This window comes from Achromobacter sp. ACM04 (assembly GCF_014851465.1).
Taxonomy (GTDB): Bacteria; Pseudomonadota; Gammaproteobacteria; order Burkholderiales; family Burkholderiaceae_B; genus Achromobacter; species Achromobacter aegrifaciens.
The window spans coordinates 318,005-343,355 of sequence record NZ_JACUZS010000002.1 but is presented as its reverse complement, the minus strand read 5'-3'; the positions used below and the strand labels follow the sequence as shown (position 1 = coordinate 343,355).

The 25,351-nt window shown below is 67.6% G+C and carries 22 protein-coding genes; 7 read left to right on the top strand and 15 right to left on the bottom strand.

What is annotated here, in order from left to right:
- The 7 genes from IB259_RS12375 to IB259_RS12345 form a co-directional block, all read right to left on the bottom strand.
- On the bottom strand, positions 1-1,119 hold the full coding sequence (locus IB259_RS12375) for a class I SAM-dependent methyltransferase (RefSeq protein ID WP_192329139.1): 1,119 nt from the start codon (positions 1,117-1,119) through the stop codon (positions 1-3).
- Positions 1,120-1,237: 118 nt separating this feature from the next.
- Positions 1,238-2,905 (bottom strand): OFA family MFS transporter, encoded by a 1,668-nt coding sequence (locus IB259_RS12370; RefSeq protein ID WP_054451584.1) that lies wholly within the window; start codon positions 2,903-2,905, stop codon positions 1,238-1,240.
- A 108-nt stretch (positions 2,906-3,013) separates the two neighbouring features.
- Positions 3,014-3,271 carry a formate dehydrogenase subunit delta gene (locus IB259_RS12365; protein ID WP_054451583.1) on the bottom strand — a complete coding sequence of 86 codons (258 nt, stop codon included), beginning with the start codon at positions 3,269-3,271 and terminating at the stop codon, positions 3,014-3,016.
- An 18-nt stretch (positions 3,272-3,289) separates the two neighbouring features.
- Positions 3,290-4,111: a formate dehydrogenase accessory sulfurtransferase FdhD gene (fdhD, locus tag IB259_RS12360; RefSeq protein ID WP_192329137.1), complete on the bottom strand. Its 822-nt coding sequence runs from the start codon at positions 4,109-4,111 to the stop codon at positions 3,290-3,292.
- A gap of 29 nt (positions 4,112-4,140) precedes the next feature.
- Entirely contained in the window at positions 4,141-7,017 is a 2,877-nt protein-coding gene (fdhF, locus tag IB259_RS12355; RefSeq protein WP_192329135.1) for a formate dehydrogenase subunit alpha, read from the bottom strand.
- Between the two features lie 13 nt (positions 7,018-7,030).
- Positions 7,031-8,602, bottom strand: coding sequence for an NADH-quinone oxidoreductase subunit NuoF (locus IB259_RS12350; RefSeq protein ID WP_054451580.1), 1,572 nt, complete (start codon positions 8,600-8,602; stop codon positions 7,031-7,033).
- A complete protein-coding gene (locus IB259_RS12345; protein WP_054451579.1) occupies positions 8,599-9,156 on the bottom strand; it encodes a formate dehydrogenase subunit gamma in 558 nt (185 codons plus the stop codon). The genes IB259_RS12350 and IB259_RS12345 overlap by 4 nt, the downstream gene beginning before the upstream one ends.
- A 140-nt stretch (positions 9,157-9,296) precedes the next feature.
- Here IB259_RS12345 and IB259_RS12340 point away from each other — a divergent pair, with 140 nt between their 5' ends.
- From IB259_RS12340 to mobA, 3 genes are read left to right on the top strand one after another with little or no spacing between them, the layout of a single operon-like run.
- Positions 9,297-10,376: a substrate-binding domain-containing protein gene (locus IB259_RS12340; RefSeq protein WP_054451578.1), complete on the top strand. Its 1,080-nt coding sequence runs from the start codon at positions 9,297-9,299 to the stop codon at positions 10,374-10,376.
- A gap of 35 nt (positions 10,377-10,411) precedes the next feature.
- Positions 10,412-11,506 carry a GTP 3',8-cyclase MoaA gene (gene moaA / locus IB259_RS12335; protein WP_119449253.1) on the top strand — a complete coding sequence of 365 codons (1,095 nt, stop codon included), beginning with the start codon at positions 10,412-10,414 and terminating at the stop codon, positions 11,504-11,506.
- Positions 11,499-12,113 (top strand): molybdenum cofactor guanylyltransferase MobA, encoded by a 615-nt coding sequence (gene mobA / locus IB259_RS12330; protein ID WP_370528699.1) that lies wholly within the window; start codon positions 11,499-11,501, stop codon positions 12,111-12,113. The genes moaA and mobA overlap by 8 nt, the downstream gene beginning before the upstream one ends.
- Here mobA and glp read toward each other — a convergent pair.
- Genes glp through moaC form a run of 5 tightly spaced genes read right to left on the bottom strand, consistent with a single transcriptional unit; the run spans position 12,098 to position 15,035 of the window.
- Complete coding sequence (gene glp / locus IB259_RS12325) at positions 12,098-13,303, bottom strand: gephyrin-like molybdotransferase Glp (protein ID WP_054451577.1); 1,206 nt, start codon at positions 13,301-13,303, stop codon at positions 12,098-12,100. The two genes, mobA and glp, sit on opposite strands and share 16 nt — an antisense overlap.
- A gap of 3 nt (positions 13,304-13,306) precedes the next feature.
- Positions 13,307-13,828 carry a molybdenum cofactor biosynthesis protein B gene (moaB, locus tag IB259_RS12320; RefSeq protein ID WP_054451576.1) on the bottom strand — a complete coding sequence of 174 codons (522 nt, stop codon included), beginning with the start codon at positions 13,826-13,828 and terminating at the stop codon, positions 13,307-13,309.
- A 13-nt stretch (positions 13,829-13,841) separates the two neighbouring features.
- Positions 13,842-14,309 (bottom strand): molybdenum cofactor biosynthesis protein MoaE, encoded by a 468-nt coding sequence (locus IB259_RS12315; protein WP_054451575.1) that lies wholly within the window; start codon positions 14,307-14,309, stop codon positions 13,842-13,844.
- Positions 14,310-14,314: 5 nt separating this feature from the next.
- Entirely contained in the window at positions 14,315-14,566 is a 252-nt protein-coding gene (locus IB259_RS12310; protein WP_054451574.1) for a MoaD/ThiS family protein, read from the bottom strand.
- Positions 14,547-15,035, bottom strand: a complete 489-nt coding sequence (gene moaC, locus IB259_RS12305) for a cyclic pyranopterin monophosphate synthase MoaC (protein ID WP_192329133.1) — start codon at positions 15,033-15,035, stop codon at positions 14,547-14,549. Before moaC ends, IB259_RS12310 begins: the two co-directional genes overlap by 20 nt.
- 171 nt (positions 15,036-15,206) lie before the next feature.
- Here moaC and IB259_RS12300 point away from each other — a divergent pair, with 171 nt between their 5' ends.
- Both IB259_RS12300 and IB259_RS12295 read left to right on the top strand, forming a co-directional pair.
- A complete protein-coding gene (locus tag IB259_RS12300) occupies positions 15,207-18,851 on the top strand; it encodes a DUF748 domain-containing protein (protein WP_192329131.1) in 3,645 nt (1,214 codons plus the stop codon).
- Between the two features lie 63 nt (positions 18,852-18,914).
- Positions 18,915-19,793 carry a dienelactone hydrolase family protein gene (locus tag IB259_RS12295; RefSeq protein WP_119452207.1) on the top strand — a complete coding sequence of 293 codons (879 nt, stop codon included), beginning with the start codon at positions 18,915-18,917 and terminating at the stop codon, positions 19,791-19,793.
- Positions 19,794-20,740: 947 nt separating this feature from the next.
- Here the strand turns inward: IB259_RS12295 and IB259_RS12290 are convergent.
- On the bottom strand, positions 20,741-21,163 hold the full coding sequence (locus IB259_RS12290; protein WP_175163597.1) for a hypothetical protein: 423 nt from the start codon (positions 21,161-21,163) through the stop codon (positions 20,741-20,743).
- Between the two features lie 245 nt (positions 21,164-21,408).
- Between IB259_RS12290 and IB259_RS12285 the strand changes: the two genes are divergently transcribed.
- On the top strand, positions 21,409-21,912 hold the full coding sequence (locus tag IB259_RS12285) for a peroxiredoxin (protein WP_054451571.1): 504 nt from the start codon (positions 21,409-21,411) through the stop codon (positions 21,910-21,912).
- A gap of 86 nt (positions 21,913-21,998) precedes the next feature.
- Positions 21,999-23,381 carry an MFS transporter gene (locus IB259_RS12280; protein ID WP_192329129.1) on the top strand — a complete coding sequence of 461 codons (1,383 nt, stop codon included), beginning with the start codon at positions 21,999-22,001 and terminating at the stop codon, positions 23,379-23,381.
- Positions 23,382-23,397: 16 nt separating this feature from the next.
- Here the strand turns inward: IB259_RS12280 and IB259_RS12275 are convergent, their stop codons facing one another.
- Both IB259_RS12275 and bioB read right to left on the bottom strand, forming a co-directional pair.
- A complete protein-coding gene (locus tag IB259_RS12275) occupies positions 23,398-24,273 on the bottom strand; it encodes an EamA family transporter (RefSeq protein WP_054451569.1) in 876 nt (291 codons plus the stop codon).
- A complete protein-coding gene (gene bioB, locus IB259_RS12270; RefSeq protein WP_192329127.1) occupies positions 24,270-25,289 on the bottom strand; it encodes a biotin synthase BioB in 1,020 nt (339 codons plus the stop codon). The genes IB259_RS12275 and bioB overlap by 4 nt, the downstream gene beginning before the upstream one ends.
- Positions 25,290-25,351: the final 62 nt, after the last annotated feature.

The following is a 25,351-nucleotide window of genomic DNA, read 5'->3' as shown; positions in this document are numbered from 1 at the left end:
TCAGGCTGCGCCCAGGCGCCACAAGGACGTGACTTCCTTCGAACGGGCGGCATGCAGCGGGTCGCTCGCGTCCTGCGCGCGGCCGTGCGTGGGACGGGTGTCGATGCGCTCGATCACGCGCAGGCCGGCCTGGCCGATCATTTCCAGCAGCGCTTCGCGGCTGCGCAGGCCCAGGTGTTCGGCCAGGTCCGACAGGATCAGCCAGCCCTCGCCATTGGGCGTCAGATGCGCCGCCAGCCCATTCAGGAAACCGCGCAGCATGCGGCTGTCAGGGTCGTAGACCGCATGCTCGACGGGCGAGCTGGGGCGGGCGGGCAGCCACGGCGGGTTGCACACGATCAGGGAGACCCGGCCTTCGGGGAACAGGTCCGTTTCTTCGACGTCGACCTGCTTGGACAGGCCCAGCCGCTCCAGGTTTTCGCGGGCGCAGGCCAGGGCGCGCGGATCGGTGTCGGTCGCGATGACACGCTTGCCGCCGCGGCGCGCAATCACGGCGGCCAGCACGCCTGTGCCGGTGCCGATGTCGAAGGCCACGCTGCCGCGCGGCATCGGGGTGCGCGCCACCAGGTCGACGTACTCGCCGCGCAGCGGCGAGAACACGCCGTAGTGCGGATGGATGCGGGCATTCAGGGCGGGAATTTCCACGCCCTTCTTGCGCCATTCGAAGGCGCCGATCAGGCCCAGCAGCTCGCGCAGCGACGCGACGTAGGGCTCCTCGGCGGGGCCATGGGCCTCTTCGCAGGCGAGCCGGGCGTCGGGTGCGCGGCGCAGCGGAATGCCGTGGCCGGCGTCGAACGGAATCAGCAGCATGCCCAGGATGCGGGCGCGCTGGGACTGGATCTGGCGGTGCTGGTTGAAGGCGTCCAGCAGGCTGTCCACGGGCTTGCGGGGCCGCTTGTCGACCCGCCGCGTGATGGCCTGCAGCAGTTGCCGCGCGTTCTGGAAGTCGCCGCGCCACAGCAGGCCGACACCTTCGCAGGCCTGGCGGTAGGCCATGTCGGCGGTCATGGTGTCGTCCGCCACCACTACGCGCTTGGGCGGCGCGGCGCCGGATTCGGAGCGCCAGCGGGCGGCGTGCGGGGTCTGGTTTTCTTCCCAGCGGATTTCAGGGACGGTCAACGTGTCGCTCCAGCAAGGCGGGGCGCGCGGGGCAGGGTGGTCATGGATAAAGCAAAAAAGAAGGGGCGCGGGCTGCCAATGTAGCAGCTTCGCGCCCCGTCGCGGCGTCCGCTTGGGCTCAGTGGAACAGCACCACCGCCTTCTGCAGAGTGATCCAGATGCCCCAGGCCAGGGGGATGCCGACGCAAGCCCAGGCAAACACCACCAGCGCCGCCGGCGTGCGGAACGCGGATGTTCCGACCCCGTGCGTTTCCGTGGCGACGGCGCGTTCGTGGGCCAGCGCCTTCTCGCGCGCCAGTTCCTCGTCATTCATGAAGTACTTGGGGTTCACGGGCCGGATCGCCAGGTTGCACAGAAAGCCCAGCACCAGCATCCCGGCCAGGATGTACATGGTGATGTCGTACACCTGGGCGCGCGGCACGCCGATGGACAGCTGGTATTCGCGGATGTAGTTCACCAGCACCGGTCCGAAGATGCCCGCCGCCGACCAGGCCGTCAGCAGCCGTCCATGGATGGCGCCGACCATCTGCGTGCCGAACAGGTCGGCCAGGTACGCCGGCACGGTGGAGAAGCCGCCGCCGTACATGGACAGGATGATGCAGAAGGCGGCCACGAACAGGGCCAGCGCGCCGATGTGCGCGGTCCAGGGGATGGCCGAATACAGCGCGAAGCCCAGCACGAAGAAGATGAAGTAGGTGGTCTTGCGGCCCAGCTTGTCGGACAGGCTGGCCCAGAAGAAGCGGCCGCCGATGTTGAACAGGCTGAGCAGGCCGGTGAAGCCGGCGGCGATGGCGGCGATGGCCGCCAACTGGCTCTTGTCCAGTTGCGAGTAGCCCAGTTCAGGCTGGTTGATCAGGCCGCCGCCGAACACTTCCTGCAGCAGCGGCGAGGCCATGCCCAGGATGCCGATGCCCGCCGTGACGTTCAGGCACAGCGCCCACCACACCAGCCAGAACTGCGGCACGCCCCAGACGCGCTGCACATGGACATGGCCCTTCGTGATCATGGCGTTGCCGGCATGCTTGGCCGGGGCGGTCCAGCCCTCGGGCTTCCAGCCGGTCGGCGGCACGCGGTAGCCCAGCGCACCCGACATCATGAAGACGAAGTACACCGCGGCCATGGTCAGGAAGGTCTGCCAGACGCCCGGCGATTCAGGCGTGGCGAAGTGGCGCATCAGCAGGTCGGCCAGCGGCGCGCCTATCATGGCGCCGCCGCCAAAGCCCATGATGGCCATGCCCGTGGCCATGCCGCGGCGGTCGGGGAACCACTTGATCAGCGTGCTCACGGGCGAGATGTAGCCCAGTCCCAGGCCGATGCCGCCGATGACGCCCGAGCCCAGCCACAGCATCCACATCTGGTGCAGGTACACGCCGATGGCCGAAATGACCAGGCCGCCACACCAGCACAGGGCCGACACCACGCCCGCCTTGCGCGGGCCCGCGCGTTCCAGCCAGCCGCCCCACAGCGCGGCCGAGCAGCCCAGCAGCACGAAGAACAGGGTGTACATCCACCCCATGGTCGAGATCTTCCAGTCGCAGTTGGTGGCGAACAGCTCGGCTGCGAGGCTCATGTCCGCGGGGCAGGCCAGCGGCTTGGCGCCGCCCACGACCTTGGACAACGGCAGCCAGAACACCGAGAAACCGTAGGCCATGCCGATGCACAGGTGGATGGCCAGGGCGGCCGGGGGAACAAGCCAGCGCGAGAAGCCTGGTCCGGCGATGGTGCGTTCCTTATCGAAAAAACCCGGCTTCGAACCGGGCAGGTCCAGCGTGGCAGTGCTTTGCATGTTGTCTCCTCTTTGGGGGCCGCTCGTTGGCGCGCGTGGTCCGGCATCCGGCCGGTCCCGCCGCCTTTTCTTGTGATTGTTCCTGCCGTCTTGCCTGCCGCCGACGCGTTACGCCACGCGGGCCAGCGGTGTGAGGCGCTGGCGGTTCTGGGTGACCGCTTCCAGCACCAGCGGGTGCAGTCGTTCCCCGCCGGCGTCGCCGTCGGGGTTTTGTTCGAGAAAGTTCAGGAGCTCATTGCGCATGCGCGGCTCCCAGAACTTGTGGATATGGTTGGCCACGCCCTCCAGGGCCTCGGGCCGGTCGGGCATGGCTTCGAAGAATTGGCCGATGCGGTTGGCCATGCGGATCAGGTTGCCGATTTCCATGCTTGCGTGAAGTCCGGTTCAGGAGATGATGCGTTGGGGGTGTGAGTACAGTGTGGCGTCGTCGTCGCGTAGAAAACCTAGCAGGCTGACGTTGGCTTCATCGGCCAGGCGGATGGCGAGCGCGGTGGGTGCGGAGACGGATGCCAGCACCGCGACGCCGGCGGCGGCGGTCTTCTGCACCATTTCGAAGCTGGCGCGGCTGGACACCACCACGATGCCGTCGCCAGCATGCATGGCCTGGCGTGCCAGTGCACCTATCAGTTTGTCCAGCGCGTTGTGGCGGCCCACGTCCTCGCGCACCAGCGCGACGGCGCCATCGGCGCCCGCCCAGCCGGCGGCGTGGGTGGCGCCCGTGATGTCGTGCAGCGCCTGGCGCGCCCGCATGTCGCGCATGGCGGCCAGCACGGCCTGGATGCGCACGGGCGAGCCGTTGGTGACGGGCGCGACAGGCCGCAGCACTTCGGGCAGCGTTTCCACGCCGCACAGGCCGCAGCCGGTGCGCCCGGCCATGGCGCGGCGGCGGGACTTCAGCCGCACTTCACAGGCAGTGGAAATTTCCAGCTGGACCACGATGCCGTCGCATTGCGGCAGCAGGTCGATGCCGCGCACGTCGCTGATGCCGTCGATGATGCCTTCGGACAGCGCGAAGCCGACCGCGAAGTCTTCCAGGTCGGCCGGCGTGGCCAGCATGGTGGCGTGGCTGATGCCGTTGAACTCCAGCGCCACCGGGGTTTCCTCGGCCACGGAGTCGGTTTCGATCTTGGGGACCAGGACACCGCCCCGCACGCGGGTGACCTGTACCTGCGTGCAATCGGGGCGGGAAGGCGGTGGCGTGGGCATGTCGGCGTCCTGGCGTTTCGGGCTGGCGGTTATTTCCCGGTCAGCGCCGCCTCGCTTTCTCGCGAACGCTCGCGCAGCAGCTTTTGCTGGATGTCCGCAAAGCGCGACCACTGGCGTTGCCACTCCGAAGGCTGCGACACGCGCGTGACCTGCACGGCCGTCACCTTGTACTCGGGGCAGTTGGTGGCCCAGTCGGAGCTGTCGGTGGTGACGACGTTGGCGCCGGACTCGGGAAAATGGAAGGTGGTGTATACCACGCCCGGCTGCACCCTGTCGGTCAGCGTGGCCCGCAACACGGTCTCGCCCGCGCGGCTCTGGATGCCGACCCAGTCGCCGTCCTTCACGCCGCGGTCCTCGGCGTCCTGCGGATGCAGTTCCAGCAGGTCCTCGCCATGCCACATGACGTTGGGGGTGCGCCGGGTCTGCGCGCCCACGTTGTATTGCGACAGGATGCGGCCCGTGGTCAGCAGCAGCGGGAAGCGGCGCGTGCTGCGCTCGTCCGTGGGCACGTACTTGGTGATCATGAACTTGCCCTTGCCGCGCACGAACTCGTCGATGTGCATGATGGGCGTGCCATCGGGCGCTTCTTCGTTGCAGGGCCATTGCAGGCTGCCCTGCTTGTCCAGCTTTTCGTAGCTGACGCCGGTGAAAGTGGGCGTCAGGCGCGCGATCTCGTCCATGATCTCGCTGGGATGCTTGTAGTTCATGGGGTAGCCCAGCGCGTTGGACAGCGCCACCGTCACTTCCCAGTCGGACTTGCCGTTCTTGGGTTCCATGACCTTGCGCACGCGCGAGATGCGGCGCTCGGCGTTGGTGAAGGTGCCGTCCTTTTCGAGGAACGAGGAGCCGGGCAGGAACACGTGGGCGTACTTGGCCGTCTCGTTCAGGAACAGGTCCTGCACCACGATGCATTCCATGGCAGCGAGGGACGCCGCCACGTGCTGCGTGTTGGGATCCGACTGCACGATGTCCTCGCCCTGGCAATACAGGCCCTTGAACGAACCGCCCAGCGCAGCCTCGAACATGTTGGGGATGCGCAGGCCGGGTTCCGGCTGCAGGGTCACGCCCCAGTCCTGCTCGAACTGCGCGCGTACCGTGTTGTCGGAGATGTGGCGGTAGCCCGGCAGCTCATGCGGGAACGAGCCCATGTCGCACGAACCCTGCACGTTGTTCTGCCCGCGCAGCGGATTCACGCCCACGCCTTCGCGGCCGATGTTGCCGGTGGCCATGGCCAGGTTGGCGATGGCCATGACGGTGGTGGAGCCCTGGCTGTGTTCGGTTACGCCCAGGCCGTAGTAGATCGAGCCGTTGCCGCCGGTGGCGTACAGGCGCGCCGCGCCGCGCACGGCCTGCGCCGGCACGCCGGTGATCTCTTCCATGGCTTCCGGCGAATTCTCTGGCAGCGAGACGAAGTCGCGCCATTCCTTGAAGGCCTTGGCTTCGCAGCGCTCGGCCACGAAGTCCTCGGCGATCAGGTTTTCGGTGGCGATCACGTGGGCCAACGAGGACAGCAGGGCGGTGTTGGTGCCGGGGCGCACCTGCAGGTGGAAGTCGGCCTTGATGTGCGGCGAACTGACCAGTTCGATGCGGCGCGGATCGATCACGATCAGGCGCGCGCCCTGGCGCAGGCGGCGCTTCAGGCGCGAGGCGAACACAGGATGGCCGCTGCTGGGGTTGGCGCCCATCACGATGACCACGTCGGTGTGCATGACGGAATCGAAGGTCTGGGTGCCGGCGGATTCGCCCAGCGTCTGCTTCAGGCCGTAGCCCGTGGGCGAGTGGCAGACCCGCGCGCAGGTGTCGACGTTGTTGGTGCCGAAGGCGGCGCGTACCAGCTTTTGCACCAGCCAGGTTTCTTCGTTGGTGCAGCGCGAGGAGGTGATGCCGCCGACCGCATCGCGGCCGTACTGACCCTGGATGCGGCGGAATTCGGAGGCCGCATAGTTGATCGCCTCGTCCCAGGACACTTCCTTCCAGGAGTCGGTGATGTGCTTGCGGATCATGGGCTTGAGCACGCGTTCCTTGTGCGTGGCATAGCCCCAGGCGAAGCGGCCCTTGACGCAGGAATGGCCGCGGTTGGCCTGGCCGTCCTTCCAGGGCACCATGCGCACCACTTCCTGGCCCTTCATCTCGGCCTTGAAGCCGCAGCCCACGCCGCAATAGGCGCAGGTGGTCACGACCGAGTGCTCGGCCTGGCCCATCATGATGACGGTCTTTTCCTGCAGGGTGGAGGTCGGACAGGCCTGTACGCAGGCGCCGCAGGACACACATTCGCTATCCAGGAAGGGCTGGTCCTGCCCCGGCGACACGCGCGATTCGAAGCCCTTGCCGGAGATCGTCAGGGCGAAGGTGCCCTGGGTTTCCTCGCAGGCGCGCACGCAGCGGTTGCAGACGATGCACTTGGAGGCGTCATAGGTGAAGTACGGATTGGACTCGTCCTTTTCGCTCTTCAGGTGGTTGGCGCCGTCGTAGCCGTAGCGCACGTTGCGCAGGCCCACCACGCCGGCCATGTCCTGCAGTTCGCAGTCGCCGTTGGCCGGGCAGGTCAGGCAGTCCAGCGGGTGGTCGGAGATGTACAGCTCCATCACGCCGCGGCGCAGGTCGTGCAGCTTGGGGGTTTCGGTGTAGACCACCATGCCGTTCTCGGCGGGGGTGGTGCACGAGGCCGGATAGCCGCGGCGGCCTTCGATCTGCACCAGGCACAGCCGGCACGAACCGAAGGGCTCCAGGCTGTCGGTGGCGCACAGCTTGGGAATGTTGATGCCGGCCTCGGCGGCCGCGCGCATCAGCGAGGTGCCTTCGGGCACCGTGATTTCCTGGCCGTCTATGGTCAGGGTGACGGTTACGGCGGACTCGCGCGCCGGCGTGCCCAGGTCGCGATCGCGCTTGATGACGGTTTCTAGCATGTCGGTCTCGGGTTCAGGCCGCGTGCGCGGCAGACTGGGAGGACTCGATGCCGAAGTCCTGCGGGAAGTGGTTCAGCGCCGACAGCACCGGGTAGGGCGCCATGCCCCCCAGGGCGCACAGCGAGCCGCCCAGCATCGTGTCGCACAGGTCGCGCAGCAGATGCACCTGCTGCTCGCGGCCGGGGCCGCCCGCGACGATCTTGTCTATGGTTTCCACGCCGCGGGTGGAGCCGATGCGGCAGGGCGTGCATTTGCCGCAGGATTCGATGGCGCAGAACTCCATCGCATAGCGCGCCATGCGCGCCATGTCGACGGTGTCGTCGAAGGCCACCAAGCCGCCATGGCCGACCATGGCGGATATCTGGATATAGGCCTCGTAGTCCAGCGGCACGTCCCATTGCGATTCCGGCAGGTAGGCGCCCAGCGGGCCGCCCACCTGCACCGCGCGCAGCGGCCGGCCGGAGGCGCTGCCGCCGCCGAAACCGTACAGCAGGTCGCGCAGGCTCAGGCCGAAGGCCTTTTCGACCAGGCCGCCGTGCTTGAGGTTGCCGGCCAGCTGGAACGGCAGCGTGCCGTGCGAGCGGCCCACGCCGTAGTCGCGGTAATAGGCCGCGCCCTTGGCCAGGATGATGGGTACGGTGGCCAGAGAAATCACGTTGTTGATGACCGTGGGCTTGCCGAACAGGCCGGAGATCGCCGGCAGCGGCGGCTTGGCGCGGACCACGCCGCGCTTGCCCTCGATGCTTTCCAGCAGCGAGGTTTCCTCGCCGCAGATGTAGGCGCCCGCGCCCTTGCGCACTTCCATGTCGAAGCGGCGGCCGCTGCCGTGCACGTCATCGCCCAGCCAGCCCACGCTGCGCGCCCGCGCGATGGCGGCTTCCAGCGTGTCGATCGCTTGCGGATATTCCGAACGCACGTAGATGTAGCCGTAGGTGGCGCCCACCGCCAGGCCGGCGATGGTCATGCCTTCGATCAGCACATAGGGGTCGCCTTCCATCAGCAGGCGGTCGGCGAAGGTGCCGGAGTCGCCTTCGTCGGCGTTGCAGACGATGTACTTCTGGTCGCCGGGGGTGCCTGCGACCGTCTTCCATTTGATGCCGGTCGGAAACGCCGCGCCGCCGCGGCCGCGCAGGCCCGAAGCCACCATTTCGTCGACGATCTGCCCGGGCTCCATGGCCAGGGCGCGTTGCAGGCCCTGCAGGCCGCCATGGGCGGCGTAGTCCTGCAGGGACAGCGGATCGGTCACGCCGACGCGGGCGAAGGTCAGGCGTTCCTGGTGCTTCAGATAGGGGATTTCTTCGGTCAGGCCCAGGCGCAGCGGGTGCTCGCCGCCACTTAGCCAGCCGGCGTCGAACAGCGCGGCGACGTCTTCGGGCTGCACCGGCCCGTAGGCGATGCGGCCTTGCGGGGTAGTGATTTCGACCATGGGTTCCAGCCACAGCAGGCCGCGCGAGCCGTTGCGCACGATCTGCACGGACAGACCGCGGGCGTCGGCGGCGCGTTCGATGTCGCGCGCCACCGTGTCGGCGTCCATGGCCAGCGCCGCGGCGTCGCGCGGCACGTAGATGACAATGGGGGAGCTCATGATTGCGCCTCCCGCGTGCGGGCCAGCAGTCGGTCGAGCTTTTCCGGCGTGACGCGGGCATGGGGCCGCCCGTCGATCATCACCGCCGGCGACTGGGCGCACAGGCCCAGGCAGTACACCGGTTCCAGGGTGAAATCGCCGTTCTTGCTGTTGGCGTGGAAATCACAGCCCAGCGCCGTGCGCGCATGGGCGGCGAGATGTTCGCCGCCCATGGCCTGACAGGCTTCGGCGCGACAGACCTCCAGGGTGTGGCGCGCCGCGGGTTCGCTGCGGAAATGGGGATAGAAGGTGATGACGCCGTGGACCTCGGCGCGGGACAGGTTCAGGGCCTCGGCGATGGTCTGCACCGCCGCGGCCGGAATACAGCCCAGTTCATGCTGGACCGCGTGCAGCACGGGCAGCAGCGGGCCGGGCTGGTCCTTCAGCCGGGCGAGTATGCGGGCGGTGGCCGCGATGGCCGGGGTGTGGGACGCCTGGGCCGCGTCCAGGGCCATCTGGCCGCCGCGGGCGCCGCCGCTGGACGCCAGATCGGATGTTGCCTCGCGCTGATGCACGTCGGTCTCCTCCTGTGTTGCTGTTGTGCCGGGCTGGGTGTTGTTCGGTTTTATATGTTTTAAAAAACATATAAAACTCCCTCCAGCCGCGTTATTTGTGTACTCTAACGGGGTAATTCACCGTCTTCAATAAGAAATAAATGACATATAAGTTCCGTATCGGCCTGCGGCCGCAATGGACCCTGGGCGGAGACGACGACCCGGCACCCGTGCCATTGCAGGATATGCTGGCGCTGCTGTCCGCGATCGATGCCACTGGCAATATTGCCGGGGCCTGTCGCGCCTGCGGCCTGTCGTACCGGCATGCCTGGGGCGTGCTGCGCCGTTTCGAGGCAATCTTCGGCACGCAGTTGCTCATCACCAACCGCCGCCAGGGCACGCAGCTGGCGCCGTTCGCGCAGCGCCTGCTGTGGGCCAACCGCCGTATCGAGGCGCGCCTGATGCCCACGCTGGACAGCATGGCCTCGGAACTGCAGGAAGAGCTGGAGCGCCTGCTGCCCGAGAGCGGCCCGCATCTGCGGCTGCATGCCAGCCACGGCTTCGCGGTGGAGTCGCTGATGCAGCACATGGGCAACCGCAAGCCGGGCCTGGAGTTGCGCTACCGCACCGCCATCGAGGCGCTGGCCTCGCTGGAGCGTCGCGAGTGCGACCTGGCGGGCTTCCAGGTGCCGCTGGGCGATTTCGAAGCGCCCATCATGGAGCGCTACGCCCAATGGCTGCATGCTGACGAGTACATGCTGATCCACCTGGCGGTGCGCAATGCGGGCCTATTCGTCACCGCCGGCAACCCCAAGCACATACGCGGCATGGCTGACCTGGCGCGGCCCGACGTGCGTTTCGTCAACCGCCAGATCGGCTCCAGCACGCGCTATCTGGTGGGCCTGATGCTGCAGCGGGCGGGGGTCTCGATCAGCGAGGTCCAGGGCTACGAAACCAACGAGTTCACCCATATGGCCATTGCCGCGCACATCGCCAGCGGCATGGCCGACACGGGCGTGGGGGTGGAAACGGCCGCCTGCCGCTTCGGACTGGACTTCATCCCGCTGGTGCGGGAACGCTATTTCTTCGCCATCCGCAAGGCCTCGCTGGAGACGCCGGCCATGCGCGACCTGCTGTCCATCATGCGCAGCCCGGACTACGTCGGCTACGTCGGCCAGCTGGCGGGCTACGACGCCCGCGACACCGGCAGGCTGCAGTCGCTGCAGGAGGCCTTTCCATGAGCGCGAAACGCGATGCGCCGGGATATGATGCTCCCATGAGCAAAGTGATCTTTCTTGCCGATCGCCGCAGCGGCCCGCTGGCGCCCGGCGAACTGCCGCCGCACGGACAGCCCGCGCTGGACCAGCGCGCGCGTCCCTTGCGCGACCTGCGGATTTCGGTCACGGACCGCTGCAACTTCCGCTGCACCTACTGCATGCCGCGCGAAGTCTTCGACAGCAGCTACACCTTCATGCCGCATTCGGCGCTGCTGTCGTTCGAGGAAATCAGCCGCCTGGCGGGCATCTTCACGCAATTGGGCGTGGAGAAGATCCGCCTGACGGGCGGCGAGCCGCTGCTGCGCAAGCATATCGAGAACCTGGTGGGCCAGTTGGCCGACCTGCGCACGCCCGCCGGCCGCCCGCTGGACCTGACCCTGACCACCAACGGCAGCATGCTGGCGCGCAAGGCCGAGGCGCTCAAGAGCGCCGGGCTCACGCGTGTCACCGTCAGCCTGGATGCGCTGGACCCGGCCATGTTCCAGGGCATGAGCGACAGCGGCTTCACGCCCGACGACGTGCTGCGCGGCGTCGACGCCGCGGCCGAGGCCGGGCTTGCGCCGGTCAAGGTCAACATGGTGGTGCGACGCGGCCTGAACGACGGGCAGATCCTGCCCATGGCCGAACGCTTCCGCCATTCAGGCCACATCCTGCGCTTCATCGAATACATGGACGTGGGCAATACCAACGGCTGGAATCTTGCCGAGGTGGTGCCCAGCCAGGAAGTGCTGGACCGCATCGGCGCGGCCTATCCGCTGGAACCCGTGGCCAGCGGCGAAATGGGCCGCGTGGCCGAACGCTGGCGCTACCTGGACGGCGGCGGCGAGATCGGCGTCATCTCCAGCGTCACGCACGCCTTCTGCGGCGGCTGTACGCGCGCGCGCCTGTCGCCGGAAGGCAAGCTCTTCCTGTGCCTGTTTGCGCACGATGGCTACGACCTGCGCGCGCCGCTGCGCGACGGGGCCAGCGATGCCGAACTCGCCGGCATCATCGCGGGCATCTGGGCGGGGCGCAACGACCATTATTCCGAGCTGCGCGGCCGCAACATGGCCGACCCGGCGCGCAAGATCGAGATGAGCTACATCGGTGGCTGAAGCGTTTGCCAGCAAGGGCATCGCCGGCCTGATCCTCGCGGGCGGCCAGGGCGCGCGCATGAACGGACAGGACAAGGGCCTGGTCGTGTTGCGCGGCGAGCCCATGGTGGCGCACGTGGCGCGCCGCCTGGCGCCGCAGGTGTCGCGCCTCGTCATCAGCGCCAATCGTCACGTGGATCTCTATGCCCGCTACGGCGCCGTCGTGCAGGACGGCGAAGCCGATCTGGGCGCCTGGCAAGGGCCGCTGCTGGGCATTGCCGCGGGCCTGGAGGCCGCACGCCAGGAGGCCTGGCTGGTGGTGGCGCCTTGCGATACGCCGTTCCTGCCCAAGGATCTGGCAGCGCGCCTGGTGCGCGCGGCCGAGTCCGCCAATGCGCCCATGGCCTATGCGGTGGCGGACGGACAGCGCCATTCGGCCTGCATGGCCTTGCGCACGTCGCTATTGCCCGATCTGCTGGCGTACCTGCGGGCCGGGGACCGCAAGGTGGGGCTGTGGCAGGCGAGGATGGGCGCGGTCGAAGCCTGCTTCGACGACGCGCCCGATGCCTTCATGAACGTCAACACGCCAGATGAACTGGCGCGGGCCGAGCGCTACGCCAGCCAGTGACGCAGGTCGTAGTAGGCGACCCGGTCCTTGTCCTGCACTTGCACGTCGGCCGGCAGTCGGGCCAAGCCCGTCGCCCAGGGCAGCGAGCTGATCACCCCGGAACCCTGATGGCCGTAGGGCACCAGTTCGGCGCTGCCGTCGTCGGCCAGACGGCGCTGCACGCGCAGGAATTCTTCGCGGCTGTCCTGGCGCGGATGCTCGGTGCGCAGCGGCAGCAGGCTGGTCGGCGGGAACAAGGTTTCGCGGCCCTGCATGCGGCGCATCAGCGGCGTCACCAGCAGGGTGAACACGGCGTAGGCCGACACCGGGTTGCCGGGCAGGCCGACCACGGGCTTGCCGTCGATCTGCGCCAGCGCCACCGGCTTGCCCGGCTTCATGCGCACCTTCCATAGCGCCAGTTCGCCGCCCAGCGAGGCCAGCGCGGGCTTGACCAGATCGCGTTCGCCCACCGACACGCCGCCCACGCTCACCACCAGGTCGCAATCGGCCAGCAGCGTCTTGAATGCGGCGTGCAGGTCGGCCTCGGTGTCGCGGGCGTGCAGCACGTGCACGGGCAGGGCGCCCATGCCGCGCGCCAGGGCGGCCAGCATGGGGCCGTTGGAGTTGTAGATCTGCTCGGCCGCGCGTGGCTGGCCGGGCAGCACCAGCTCGTCGCCGGTGGTCAGGATGCCCACCCGCAACTGGCCGAAGACTTGCACGCGGGCCAGGCCTTGCGAAGCCATCAGCGCCACGTGGGCGGCTTCAAGTACGGTGCCCGCGGCCAGCAGCGGTGCGCCGGCCATGGTGTCTTCGCCGCGGCGGCGGATGTGCTGGCCGGCCTTGGGCGCACGCGAGATTTCCACCTGGCCGTCGGCTTCGGTGGTGTCTTCCTGCATGACGACCGTATCCGCGCCTTCGGGAATCAGGCTGCCGGTGAACAGGCGGATGGCGTGGCCAGGCTTGAGAGGTTCCGGCATTTCCCCCGCGTAGCAGCGCTGCTGGATGGGCAGGCGCACGCCGGCGCCCCAGTCGGCCACGCGCAGCGCATAGCCGTCCATGGCGCTGTTGTCGGCAGGCGGTATGTCCACGGTGGCGGTGAGATCGGCGGCCAGCACGCGGCCGGCGGCATCGGCCAGGCTCACCTCTTCGCTGCGTTGCAGCGGCCCCGCGGCGTTGGCCAGCAGGGTCTGGGCTTGATCAAAATCCAGCATGGGTCAGTTGTCTTCTTCGCGTTGCTTGAAATGGGTGGCGAAATTGCAGGGGCGGTGACTGCTGTCCAGCTGCTCGCGGATGATCTGCGCCCAGGCGGTTTCGCAGGCGTTGTTCGAGCCGGGCAGGCAGAAGATCAGCGTCTGGTTGGCCGAGCCGGCAAAGGCGCGCGACTGGATGGTGGAGCTGCCGATCTCGGTATAGGAGATCTGGCGGAACAGCTCGCCGAAGCCGGGAATCTCGCGGTCAAGCAGGGGCATGATGGCCTCGGGCGTATGGTCGCGATGCGAGAAGCCCGTGCCGCCCGTGGTCAGGATCACCTGCACCTCGGGATCGGCGATCCAGTCGCTCATGATGCGGCGGATCTGATAGATGTCGTCCTTGACGATGTCGCGGCGCACGCACTGATGGCCGGCATGCGCGAGGCTATGGGCCAGCAGATTGCCGGAGGTGTCGTCGCCCGCGCTGCGGGTGTCGCTGACCGTAAGCACGGCGCAGGCCAGCGAAACAAGGCTTTCGTCGCTCATGGATTTTCCTCTTCTAGGCGGTGGTGTCTTCATCCCAGGACTGCGTGCGGTCCTGGTCGGATTGGCGTTGCTCCACCCAGAAGCTGCTGCCGCCCGCGAGGGTTTCGCGCTTCCAGAAGGGCGCGCGCGTCTTGAGCGCGTCGATGATGTATTCGCAGCCGCGGAAGGCGTCGCCGCGATGGGCGCTGGCCGCCGCGACGAAGACGATCTGGGCATTGCGGTGCAGCGCGCCCACCCGGTGCACGATGACCGTGCCGGCCAGGTTCCAGCGCGCGCGGGCGGTCGCGGCGATCTCTTCCAGTTCACGTTCGCACATGCCTGGGTAGTGTTCGAGAAAGAGCGTGTCGGTGGGCGTGTCGGGCGCGTAGTCGCGCACATAGCCCACGAACGTGACGATGCCGCCCACGCCCGGGCCGGCGCTCTCCCGCAGCGCGGCCGTGAGCGCGGCGCCGTCGAAGTCGGCTTCCTGGACGCTGATCATGGCGTTCAACCTCCGGTGACGGGTTCGAATACCGCGACCTCGTCGCCCGCGCGGATGGGCGCGGACGGCTTGGAGTGGGTCTGGTTGATGGCCAGCTTCAGGCGCGCGGAGGGCGCCAGCTGGGGGTAGCGTTCGCCCAGCGCGGCAAGCAACTGCGCGCCGGTGGACTCGCCTTCCAGTGGCCAGGCTTCGGAGCGCTTGCCGACCAGTTCGGCCACGCGCGCGAAGTAGAGAAGATTAATCGTTGCGCCATTCACCGCTTTTTCCTCCTGCCTTGTACTTAAGGCGAACTTGCTCGATGACGATGCCCTTGTCGGCAGCCTTGCACATGTCGTAGATGGTCAGCGCGGCGACGCTGCAGGCCATCATGGCTTCCATTTCCACGCCGGTCTTGTAGCTGGTGCGGCAGGTGGCCAGCACGTCGATGCGGTGTTCGGCGTCGTCCAGCGCGAACTCGACGCCGACGAAGGCCAGCGGCAGGCTGTGGCACAGCGGGATGGTGTCGGCGCAGCGCTTGGCGGCCAGGATGGCGGCGACGCGGGCGGTGTTGAGGACTTCGCCTTTGCCCCGGCCCGGCTGGGTCAGCAGGCCATAGGCGACGGCGTTCATGCGCACGCTGGCGGTGGCGATCGCCACGCGCTCGGTGTCGGTCTTGGCGATGACGTCGACCATGCGGACCTGCCCGGCTTCATCCAGGTGGCTCAAGGTTGGGGTGGGCGTGGACATGGGAATCGGGAGCGATAATTGTTAATGATTGAAAAGGGCGGTCCTGGCTGGCCGGATCGGCCCATCGATACGCCTATGATAGACGAGCGGTGCAGGGGGCGCGATAATCGCGCCTGTAGTCATTAGAAGGACGGAAACGCTCGTCCTTCAATTCGTATCAGGAGACGCGCAATGCCCTTGCGGATGCCCAAGCTTCGGTTAACCCGCCGGGTCGGCAAGATTCTTCTGGGTATTGCGGCATTCGTACTGATCCTTTTCGGGGTTGCCGCCTGGCAAGTCCCCAAAGTGCTGCACAACGTCCTGGTGCAGGACGTCTCCAAGATGATCGGGCGGGACGTCTCCGTCGGCGACATCAGCTTCAATCCCTTCACGCTGACCGTCCGCGCGCGCGACCTGGCCGTGGCCCAGCCCGATTCGCAGACGCCGCTCTTGACGCTGGCCGAGCTGGACGTCAGCGCGGCCTGGACTTCCCTGTTCTGGTTTGCGCCGGTCGTCGATCGAATGACGCTGCGCGAGCCTAACATCGCCATCGTCCGCGAGGACGTCACGCGCTTCAATTTCTCTGATATTCAGCAACGAGTGGCCGAATTGACGGCCGCCCAGCCCGAAGAACCGCCCAAGCCGGACGAAGGGCTGCCGCGCTTCTCGCTGAACAATATGGTGATCGAGAATGGCACGATCACGCTGGATGACAAGGTCACCGGCCGCAAGCAGGTGGTCGACGAGCTGGGCGTGGGCGTGCCGTTCATCTCCACGTTCGGCTACGCCACCGACATCGATGTGCAGCCGCGCGTGCATCTGCGCATCAACGGCAGCCCCTTTGATCTGAACGGCGTGGCGCGCCCCTTCGACAAGGTGCCCTCGTCCACGCTGCGCGTGGCCTTCAACGGGCTGCAGCTGGAAAAGTGGGCGGACGTCTGGCCCATGCCGCTGCCGTTCAAGGTGGAAAGCGCGCTGCTGGATTCCAACCTGCAAGTGGTGTTCGAGCAGCCCAAGGACGCGCCGCCCAAGATCCGCGTGGTCGGAGACCTTGGCCTGCGGCGGCTGGACCTGCGCGACACCGCTGGCGCAAATCTCGTCGCCTGGAGCGCGCTGACGGTCACCCGCCTGGAACTGGAGCCCATTGCGCGCCACGCCTATGTGGGCGAGGTGGGCCTGTGGGCGCCGCAGATCCACGTGCGCCGTTACGCCAATGCCAACCTGAACTGGCTGGACGTGGTCGCCGGGTTGAAACGATTGGGCGGCGTGGAGCCGACCGCCACGCCGGTGGCCGACAAGCTGCGCAAGGCCAGCGGCCTGGACCCGGCCAAGGCGGGTGGCAAAGCCGGTCCCGCCGCGGCCCCGGCCCAGCCCCAGGCCCAGGGCGCGCCGGCCGCAGCGGGCGCAACCTCGGACCCCTCCGCCAAGGGCGCTGCGCCTGCAGCAGCAGCGGCCGCCGCCGCAGGAGCGCCCGCTGCGGGCGCTCCCGCCGCGGGAACGCCCGTCGCTCCCCCCGCCACGACTCCGGCAGGAACCCCGGCCGTGGACGCCGCCGCGCCTCAGCCGGCGCCCGCGCCCGCTGAATGGAAGGTCGAGCTGGATGCCTTCAATCTGCACGAAGGCGAGGTCTACGTCACCGACGCGGTCAGCAAGCTGGACTACGTGATGACCGGCCTGGCCGCGACGGTCGAGGGCGTGGCCCTGCCGCAGGTGTCCGGCCAGCCCATCAATTTGTGGCTGACCATGGACAACAGCACCGACGGCGGCTGGCTGCGCGCCAAGGGGCCGCTGGTCCTGAAGCCGCTGTCGCTGGAACTGGGCGTGCGCTTGGGCAACATTGCGCTGGCGCCCCTGGCGCCGGCCGTGCGCAACGCGGCGCCGATCGCGCTGCTGGATGGCCGCCTGGCCGCCAGCGCGCAAGTTCATGTGAAGGAAACGAACGGCGCGGTGGATGCATCCGCCAGCGCCGTGCAGGCCGACCTGACCCAATTCAAGGCCCGCGACGAATCCCTCAAGCCCGCCGTGGACATCGCGCTGCAAAGCCTGCGCGTGACCGCCGACCGCCTGGCCATGGGTCCGGGCCAGAGCAATTTCACCCTGGCCGCCGCCGGCATCCAGGGCAATGGCAAGCTCGATCTCAAGGGCGCGTTCACGCCGCAGCCGCTGACGGTGAAAACCTCCGTGGACTTGTCGGAACTGAACGTCGCGTCCTTTGCGCCCTATGCGGCCTCCAGCCTGAACGCCACGGTGCGCGCCATCACGCTGGGCGCCAAGGGCAACGCGGAGTTCGCCGCCGCGGCCGGTTCGGCGCCGATGAAGGCCAGCTGGAAGGGCGGCGTCGAAGTCACCGGCGTGGACCTGCAGGACCGAGTCAACAAGGATGACTTCCTGAACTGGAAGCGCCTGGGCTTTACCGGCATGGACATCTCGGTGGCGGGCGACAAGATCGGCGCCAAGCTGGGCGACATCGCGCTCGAGGATTTCTACGGCCGCGTGCTGCTCAACGCCCAAGGTCGCCTGAATGTCATGGACCTGGTGGCGGCTCCCGGCCAGGCCGGGGGCTCCATCACCCAGGACACCCAGACGCCCGGCCGCAGTGCCGCGCCGCCACCCGCCGCGCCCGCCGCAAAGGGGGGCGGGGGCATGCCGGACATCTCGGTTAACAGCGTCACCTTGAACCGCGGCCGCATGACCTTCACGGACCGCTTCGTCAAGCCCAACTACGTGGCCGAGCTCTCCAGCATCGAAGGTTCGATCACGGCGGTGTCGTCCACCAATCCCCAGCCCGCCAAGGTCAAGGTTACCGGGCGCGTCTACACCACCGCGCCGCTGTCGATCAGCGGGGTGGTGCAGCCTTTCGCCAAGTACCTGTCGCTGGACCTGAAGGCTTCGGCCAAGGGCGTGGACCTGCCGCGCTTCAACACCTATTCGGCCAAGTACGTGGGCTACCCCATCAAGCGCGGCAAGCTCTCGGTGGACCTGGAATACAAGATCAAGGACCGCGCGCTGCAAGCCACCAACCATGTGGTGCTGAACCAGCTGACCTTCGGCGACAAGACCAACAGTCCCGACGCGACCAAGCTGCCGGTGCTGCTGGCCGTGGCCTTGCTGAAGGACTCGCGCGGCAACATCGACATCAACCTGCCGATTTCCGGTTCGCTGGACGATCCGGAGTTCTCGGTGGGCGGCATCGTGGTGCGCGTGCTGCTGAACCTGGTGGTCAAGGCGGTGACTTCGCCCTTCAGTCTGCTGGCCTCGGCCTTCGGCGGCGGGGAAGAACTGTCCTACGTGGAATTTGCGCCTGGCAGCGCGGCGCTGACCGAGGACAGCCTGCAGCGCATCGACACGCTGACCAAGGCGCTGACGGACCGTCCGGCCCTGAAGATGGACATCAGCGGCCGCGCCGATCCCAAGACCGACATGGAAGGCCTGCGCCAGGCCTGGGTCGACGCCAAGATCCGCGCCGCCAAGGCCGCGGACGTCGCGCCGCGCGGCAAGAAGCCGAACCCGGCCGGCGTCGAGGTTTCGGGTGCGGAGCGCGCCAAGTATCTGGAAGAGGTCTACGACGACACGGACATCAAGGACAAGCCGCGCAACTTCATCGGCATGTCCAAATCCGTGCCGGCGGCGCAGATGGAGGAGATGCTGCGCAGCGTGGCGCCGGTGGGCGACGAGCAGTTGCGCCAACTGGCCGATGCGCGCGCGCAGGCGGTTTATGAGAAGCTGCAAGCCCAGGAAGGACTCGCGGATCGCGTGTTCATCGTTGCGCCGCAACTGGACGCGGATGGCATCAAGGACGAGGGGCAACCCTCGCGCGTGGACTTCTCCCTGAAGTGAACCAGGCTGGTCCGGAAGGCGGCGTCCAGCCGCCCCTGCCAGCTTTTTGCCAGGAGATTCTCGATGAATGACCAGGACGCGCACTTCGACAGCCTGCTGCCGCCCCTGCGGCTGAACCGGCGGGGTTTCATGGCCACCACGGTGGCGACGGGGTTTTCGCTGGCGGCCGGACAGGCCGTGGCGCAGACCACGATCACCACGGACGTCAACGGCCTTGTCGCCGGCAAGGTGGACATCCCGGTCAAGGACGGCAAGATGCCGGCATACCGCGCGGCGCCCAAGGGCAAGAAGGACCTGCCCACGGTGCTGGTGGTGTCGGAGATTTTCGGGGTGCACGAGTACATCCAGGACGTGTGCCGGCGGCTGGCCCACCAGGGCTATCTGGCCATCGCGCCCGAGCTGTTCGCGCGCCAGGGCGATCCGTCCAAGTACACCGAGATCCCCAAGTTGCAGGCGGAAATCATCGGCAAGGTCCCGGACGCGCAGGTGATGTCCGACCTGGACTCGACCGCGGCCTGGGCCACGTCCAACGGCGGCAATCCGGACCGGCTGGGCATCGTGGGCTTTTGCTGGGGCGGCCGCCAGGTCTGGCTGTACGCGGCCCACAACCCGAAGCTCAAGGCCGGCGCGGCCTGGTACGGCCAGTTGGGCGGGCAGCCTTCGGAACTGAAGCCCAAATCGGTGCTGAGCCAGGTGAACGACCTGAAGGCGAAGGTGCTGGGAGCCTATGGCGGCAAGGACGCCGGGATTTCGATGGCGGACGTGGACAAGATGCGGCTGGAACTGGCGCAGGGGCCGGCGGCGGCGAAGGCTTCGCGGATCGATGTGTATCCGGACGCGCCGCATGCGTTTCATGCGGATTATCGGCCTTCTTATCGGAAGGCTGAGGCGGAGCAGGCTTGGACGCGGATGTTGGATTGGTTCAAGCAGAACGGGCTTTGATCTTCGTAGGTTCGTTTGGGTCTTCTTGGGGCTTGTTGGGCGCTATGAGTGCGCACGAGTCTTCGTAGGTCGCCCGTCGTCGCGGGCGGCGTGGCGGCTCGCGCCCACGATTGCGGTCCGGAGCGTTCGCTCCGGACTCCCCCGTCGTCATCTTCGTCAAGGCCTGCGGCCTTTCCTTCAGATTCCCTCGGGCGCATCGAGGTTGCGAGCCGCCACGCCGCCCGCGCCGACAGGCTACGTGCGTCTTGGCTTGTTGCGCTGCTGGAGCCGTGGTTGGGGGCGAGTCTTGGGCGCCCGTATTAATCGGCCGCGCGGGCGGCCGATTAATACATACGTCATTATTTGAAGTGTGATTGTGATCGATGGCGCGCATGCGTAGGTGGGTTTTCTGATGGCGTTGCCGTTAGGGGGGGAGGGGCGGTGATGGGTGGCGCGCGGCGGGCAGCCGTTTGCGCATGAAGACCCGTACGCGCGCCACCCATCCGGCTTTGGAGTTCAAGTGGCGATTGACCTGCCAACGGGCTTTGATGGGCCGTCACGAAAAAGTGCCCGTGATATCCACGGTCACTCCCCACCAGCGCGCAGCGCCATCGGGAATCGCAAGACACCGCGTAAGCCCCCAGAGGCCGCCTGCGCGGCCGGCCGGGGGCGGGCCCCGCAAGATCCATCGCCAAACCCCACCGGCGGCGAGAACCCTAAGCACACCGTTCGTCCTCGGGGCCAGGAAGTTTCAACCAGCAGAGCCAGTCGCGGCGGCGGGGCCAGAGGCGCGGGGCGTCGATAAGCCCGAGGGAATCTGAAGGAACCGCCGAAGGCGGTGACGAAGATGACGAAGGGGAAGTCCGGAGCGAAGGCTCCGGACCGCAATCGTTGCCCCGCGCCTCTGGCCCCGCCGCCGCGACTGGCGTCTCAAGAAGCTGAACCTTCAGAAACAGAAACAGAACCTGCTACTGCGCCTTCTCCCCCGGCAACCCATCACTAACCTCCGCCAACGCCCTCTTCATATCCTCATACTCCATCACCCTCTCCCCCTGAAACCCGCCCAACACCCCCCGGCACCCGTCCACCCCCGATCGCTTCATCTCTTCCATCATCGCCGTTCCCTGCGCCTGTCCCTTCTGGAACAGCCCGTCATACCCGCCCGAAGGAAAGCCATATTCCTGCGCATACTGCAGCAGGTTCTTGCGGGCCGTGGCCTGGTGCTGGGCCAGATCGGGTTCGGAAGCCCCGCAGGCGCGGGCGGCGCCGTTGGAGGCGCCGGCGGCGATGACGAAGGAGTCGTATTGGGCCTGTTCGGCGGCATCGGGAGCCGCCCAGGCCGTGGCGGCCGAGGTCAGCGCCAGGGCCAGGCCGGTCAAGATCTTGCGCATCGATGAATCTCCGCTAGATGCCCGCCAGCCGGCAGCGCGGCGTGCGCGGGCGGTGATTGCAACCACAACATTATGGCAATCAGCCGTTTCGCGCCCGTGTAGCCTTGGTGTGGAGTCGTTTCAGACTGTGCATCTTTCTTTCCCTGACGCTGGCTGGCCAGCAAGGCGGCCGCGCAGGAACTATGATGGAGCCTGTGGGGCGCTCCTGCCCCAATGCATTGCCCCTATTCCTCCTGGAGATCTACATGACGATCAAAGTCGGCGATCGCGTGCCGGACGGCACCCTGACCGAATTCATCGAAACCGAAACCGCCGGCTGCTCGCTGGGTCCCAACGCGTTCCAGGTCGCCGACCTGACCCGCGGCAAGACCATTGCGCTGTTCGCCCTGCCGGGCGCCTTCACGCCCACCTGCTCGGCCAAGCATCTGCCGGGCTATGTGGAACAGGCTGCGGCCCTGAAGGCCAAGGGCGTCGATGAAATCTGGTGCGTGTCGGTCAACGACGCGTTCGTCATGGGCGCCTGGGGCCGCGAGCAGAAGACCGAAGGCAAGGTCCGCATGCTGGCCGACGGTTCCGCCTTGTGGACCAAGGAACTGGGCCTGGAGCTGGACCTGATCCAGCGCGGCATGGGCGTGCGCTCGCAGCGCTACTCGGCCCTGATCGTCGACGGTGTGGTCAAGCAGCTGAACGTCGAAGGCCCCGGCAAGTTCGAAGTCAGCGACGCCGCCACGATGCTGTCGCAAGTCTGATCCCACGCAGTTCCTGTTTTACCGCTTAGCGCAGCGGGCCGCTTTCGCGGCCTGTTGCGCTGCCGCCAGCAGCGGTTGCCGACGCCATGCTCGCCACCATTTCCTCCTTTTCGTCGCTTTACTTCGCGACCTTGCTGATGCTCATCGGCACGGGTCTGTTCAACACCTATATGGGGCTCAGGCTGACAGCGCAGTCTGTCAGCGAGGTGTGGATCGGCGCCCTGATCGCCGGCTACTACCTGGGCCTGGTGTGCGGCGCCCGCCTGGGGCACAAACTCATCATCCGCGTGGGCCACATCCGGGCGTTCGTCGCCTGTGCGGCGGTGGCCACCAGCATGATCCTGGCCCAGACGCTGGTCGAATCCATGCCGCTGTGGCTGGTGTTCCGCGTCATTTCGGGCATCGTGATGGTGACCGAATTCATGGTCATCGAAAGCTGGCTCAACGAGCAGACCGAAAATCACCAGCGCGGGCGCGTCTTCTCCGTCTACATGGTCGTGTCCGGCCTGGGCACCGTGCTGGGCCAACTGGCGCTGACGGCCTATGCCACGCTGGACCTGCGGCCGCTGACGCTGGTGGCCATGTGCCTGGTGCTGTGCCTGGTGCCTATCGCCGTCACCGCGCGCTCGCACCCGCCCACGCCGCTGCCGGCGCCGCTGGACATACGCTTCTTCATGCGGCGCGTGCCGCTGTCGATGACGGTGTTGTTCGTGGCCGGCAACCTTTCCGGCGCGTTCTATGGCCTGGCGGCCGTCTATGGCGCCAAGCATGGCCTGTCCACCTCGCAGGCGGCGATTTTCGTGGCCGCCGCAGTGACCGCCGGCCTGCTGTCGCAATGGCCCATGGGCTGGCTTTCCGACCGCATCAACCGCGCCGGTCTGATCCGCTTCAATGCGCTGCTGCTGGTGCTGCTGCCGGTGGTCATGTGGGGCTGGATCGTGCTGCCGTACTGGGCACTGGTGGCCATGTCCTGTGTCTTCGGCGTGCTGCAGTTCACGCTGTACCCGCTGGGCGCGGCGTTCGCCAACGATCACGTGGAATCCGAGCGCCGGGTCAGCCTGTCGGCCGTGCTGCTCATGACCTACGGGGTCGGTGCATGCGTAGGGCCGATGATTGCCGGGGTGCTGATGTCCCTGGCCGGCCCCAGCATGTACTACGTGTTCATCTCCGCCTGCGCCCTGATCCTGGTCTGGCATGTGCGTCCCACGCGCGTCACCGGCGCGCATCAGGTGGAAGAAGCGCCCACGCATTTCGTGCCCATGCCGGACACGCTGCAGAGCTCGCCCGCCGCGGCGGTGCTGGATCCGCGCGTGGATCCTGCAACCGACATCGCCATGGAAATGGTGCAGCCCGAAGTGGCGCCCGTGGCAGCCACTGAGCCGCCCGCTGCGGAACCGCCTGGCGGTGCCGCGGCGGATGTGGCGGACGACGCGGCTGAAGACGGCCGCCAGAGGCGCACCGGCACCTGAGGCCGGGGTCGCGTCCTTACCAGGGCGCCATCAGCACGATGGCAGCCAGCGCCAGCGCGATGCCCAGCAGGTTCAGCCGGGTCAGCGGTTCGCGGAAGGCCAGTGCGCCGACCAGCGTGCCCAGGGTGATCACGCCCATGTTCATGGACGCGAACACCAGCGCGGGGTGCTCGGGCAGCGACTGGTGCGCGCGGATGTAGGTCAGGATGTTGCCGAAGTTCGCCAGTCCCAGCGCCGCACCCGCGGCCAGGTGCCGAAGCTGGCAGCGCACCCGGCGCCACAGCAGGTAGCAGAGCATCAGCACCCCGGCGATGAGGAAGGCCAGCAGCAGCCCGCCCGCGAAAGCGGTGCCCGCGCGCGCCATCTGCTTGAACAGGATGTCGATGACGCCATACCCCACCCAGACCACCAGCGGCCACAGCCACATGGCGCGGCTGCTTGCGGCCGTGTCCTCGCCCGGCGTCTGCGCGCGGGGGGCACGGCGCAGCAGGCAGTACAAGGCGCTGGCGGCCAGCAGGGTCGCGGCCAGCTTGCGGCCGCTTACCGGTTCGCCGAACAGCAGGAAGGCCGCCAGCAGCGGGATGAACAGGGACAGGCGCTGCGCCGCGTCGCTGCGCACGATGCCGGCATGACGTACGGCCGCCGCCATCGCCAGGAACACGCTGGGCAGCAGTACGCCCAGCGCGGCCAGCACCAGCCACGGCGTCTGTGGGGTCAGCAGCGCCGCCGGGTCCGGGCGCAGCACGGCCCAGCAGAGCAGGGCGGCCACCGCATAGTTCATGGCGATGGCCTGGCGCACGTCGACTTGATAGCGCCGCGCCAGCTTCAGCAGCACGGCCACGGTGACGCTGCAGGCGACGCTGGCCAGCAGGTAGAGGAGGCCGGGAGTCAGCGGCATGCCGTGGCGTCGTGGTGCGCGTGCTGGGCGGCGTCGATGCGCATGCCCAGGCGCTGCAGCAGGCGCTGGTCGGCTTCCATCTGCGGATTGGCCGTGGTCAGCAGGGCGTCGCCGTAGAACATGGAGTTGGCGCCCGCTATGAAGCACAGGGCCTGCAACGCGTCATCCATGGCTTCGCGGCCGGCGGACAGGCGCACGGCCGCGCGCGGCATGGCGATGCGGGCCACGGCAATGGTGCGCACGAACTCGAACGGGTCCAGGGCTTCGACGCCGGCCAGCGGCGTGCCTTCCACCTGCACCAGGTTGTTGATCGGCACGGACTCGGGATAGGGCTCCATGTTGGCCAACTGGGCGATCAGGCCGGCGCGCTCGCGGCGCGATTCGCCCATGCCGACGATGCCGCCGCAGCACACGTTGATGCCGGCGTCGCGCACCCGGTCCAGCGTGTCCAGCCGGTCCTGGTAGGTGCGGGTGGAGATGATCTTGCCGAAGAACTCGGGCGAGGTGTCGAGGTTGTGGTTGTAGTAATCCAGGCCCGCGCTCTTGAGCTGTTCGGCCTGGCCCTCGCGCAGCATGCCCAGCGTCACGCAGGTCTCCAGGCCCAGGGCCTTCACCGCGCTGACCATCTCGGCCACCGCCTCCAGGTGGTGCGGCTTGGGGCTGCGCCAGGCGGCGCCCATGCAGAAGCGCTGTGCGCCGCCTTCCTGGGCCTTGCGGGCCGCTGCCACCACGTCCGCCAGGGGCATCAGCTTGTCGGCGTCCAGGCCGGTGTCGTAGTGCGAGGACTGCGGGCAGTAGGCGCAGTCCTCGGGACAGCCGCCGGTCTTGATCGACAGCAGGCTGGACAGCTGGATGGCGTTGGGATCGAAATGAGCGCGGTGCGTCTGCTGCGCCCGGAACACCAGATCCATGAACGGCAACTCGTAGAGCGCCATGATGTCGGCGGCGCTCCAGGCGGGGGCGGCGGTCGGTTTGGCGACGGTCGGGACGGGAATGTAGGCGGTCTGCACGGATGGGCTCCTTTCGGTCTTGCGGGGATCGCGCCGCTTGTCGGGCAAGGGCAGGATCGGCG

Coding starts and splice junctions, on each gene's coding strand:
- fdhD (WP_192329137.1), bottom strand. CDS start 4,111: ATGCCCACGCCACCGCCTTCCCGCCCCGATTGCACGCAGGTACAGGTC.
- moaC (WP_192329133.1), bottom strand. CDS start 15,035: ATGTCCACGCCCACCCCAACCTTGAGCCACCTGGATGAAGCCGGGCAG.
- moaA (WP_119449253.1), top strand. CDS start 10,412: ATGAGCAAAGTGATCTTTCTTGCCGATCGCCGCAGCGGCCCGCTGGCG.
- IB259_RS12365 (WP_054451583.1), bottom strand. CDS start 3,271: ATGGAAATCGGCAACCTGATCCGCATGGCCAACCGCATCGGCCAATTC.
- IB259_RS12350 (WP_054451580.1), bottom strand. CDS start 8,602: ATGAGCTCCCCCATTGTCATCTACGTGCCGCGCGACGCCGCGGCGCTG.
- glp (WP_054451577.1), bottom strand. CDS start 13,303: ATGCTGGATTTTGATCAAGCCCAGACCCTGCTGGCCAACGCCGCGGGG.
- moaB (WP_054451576.1), bottom strand. CDS start 13,828: ATGAGCGACGAAAGCCTTGTTTCGCTGGCCTGCGCCGTGCTTACGGTC.
- fdhF (WP_192329135.1), bottom strand. CDS start 7,017: ATGCTAGAAACCGTCATCAAGCGCGATCGCGACCTGGGCACGCCGGCG.
- IB259_RS12285 (WP_054451571.1), top strand. CDS start 21,409: ATGACGATCAAAGTCGGCGATCGCGTGCCGGACGGCACCCTGACCGAA.
- IB259_RS12280 (WP_192329129.1), top strand. CDS start 21,999: ATGCTCGCCACCATTTCCTCCTTTTCGTCGCTTTACTTCGCGACCTTG.
- IB259_RS12370 (WP_054451584.1), bottom strand. CDS start 2,905: ATGCAAAGCACTGCCACGCTGGACCTGCCCGGTTCGAAGCCGGGTTTT.
- IB259_RS12340 (WP_054451578.1), top strand. CDS start 9,297: ATGACATATAAGTTCCGTATCGGCCTGCGGCCGCAATGGACCCTGGGC.
- IB259_RS12295 (WP_119452207.1), top strand. CDS start 18,915: ATGAATGACCAGGACGCGCACTTCGACAGCCTGCTGCCGCCCCTGCGG.
- IB259_RS12300 (WP_192329131.1), top strand. CDS start 15,207: ATGCCCTTGCGGATGCCCAAGCTTCGGTTAACCCGCCGGGTCGGCAAG.
- IB259_RS12315 (WP_054451575.1), bottom strand. CDS start 14,309: ATGATCAGCGTCCAGGAAGCCGACTTCGACGGCGCCGCGCTCACGGCC.
- IB259_RS12290 (WP_175163597.1), bottom strand. CDS start 21,163: ATGCGCAAGATCTTGACCGGCCTGGCCCTGGCGCTGACCTCGGCCGCC.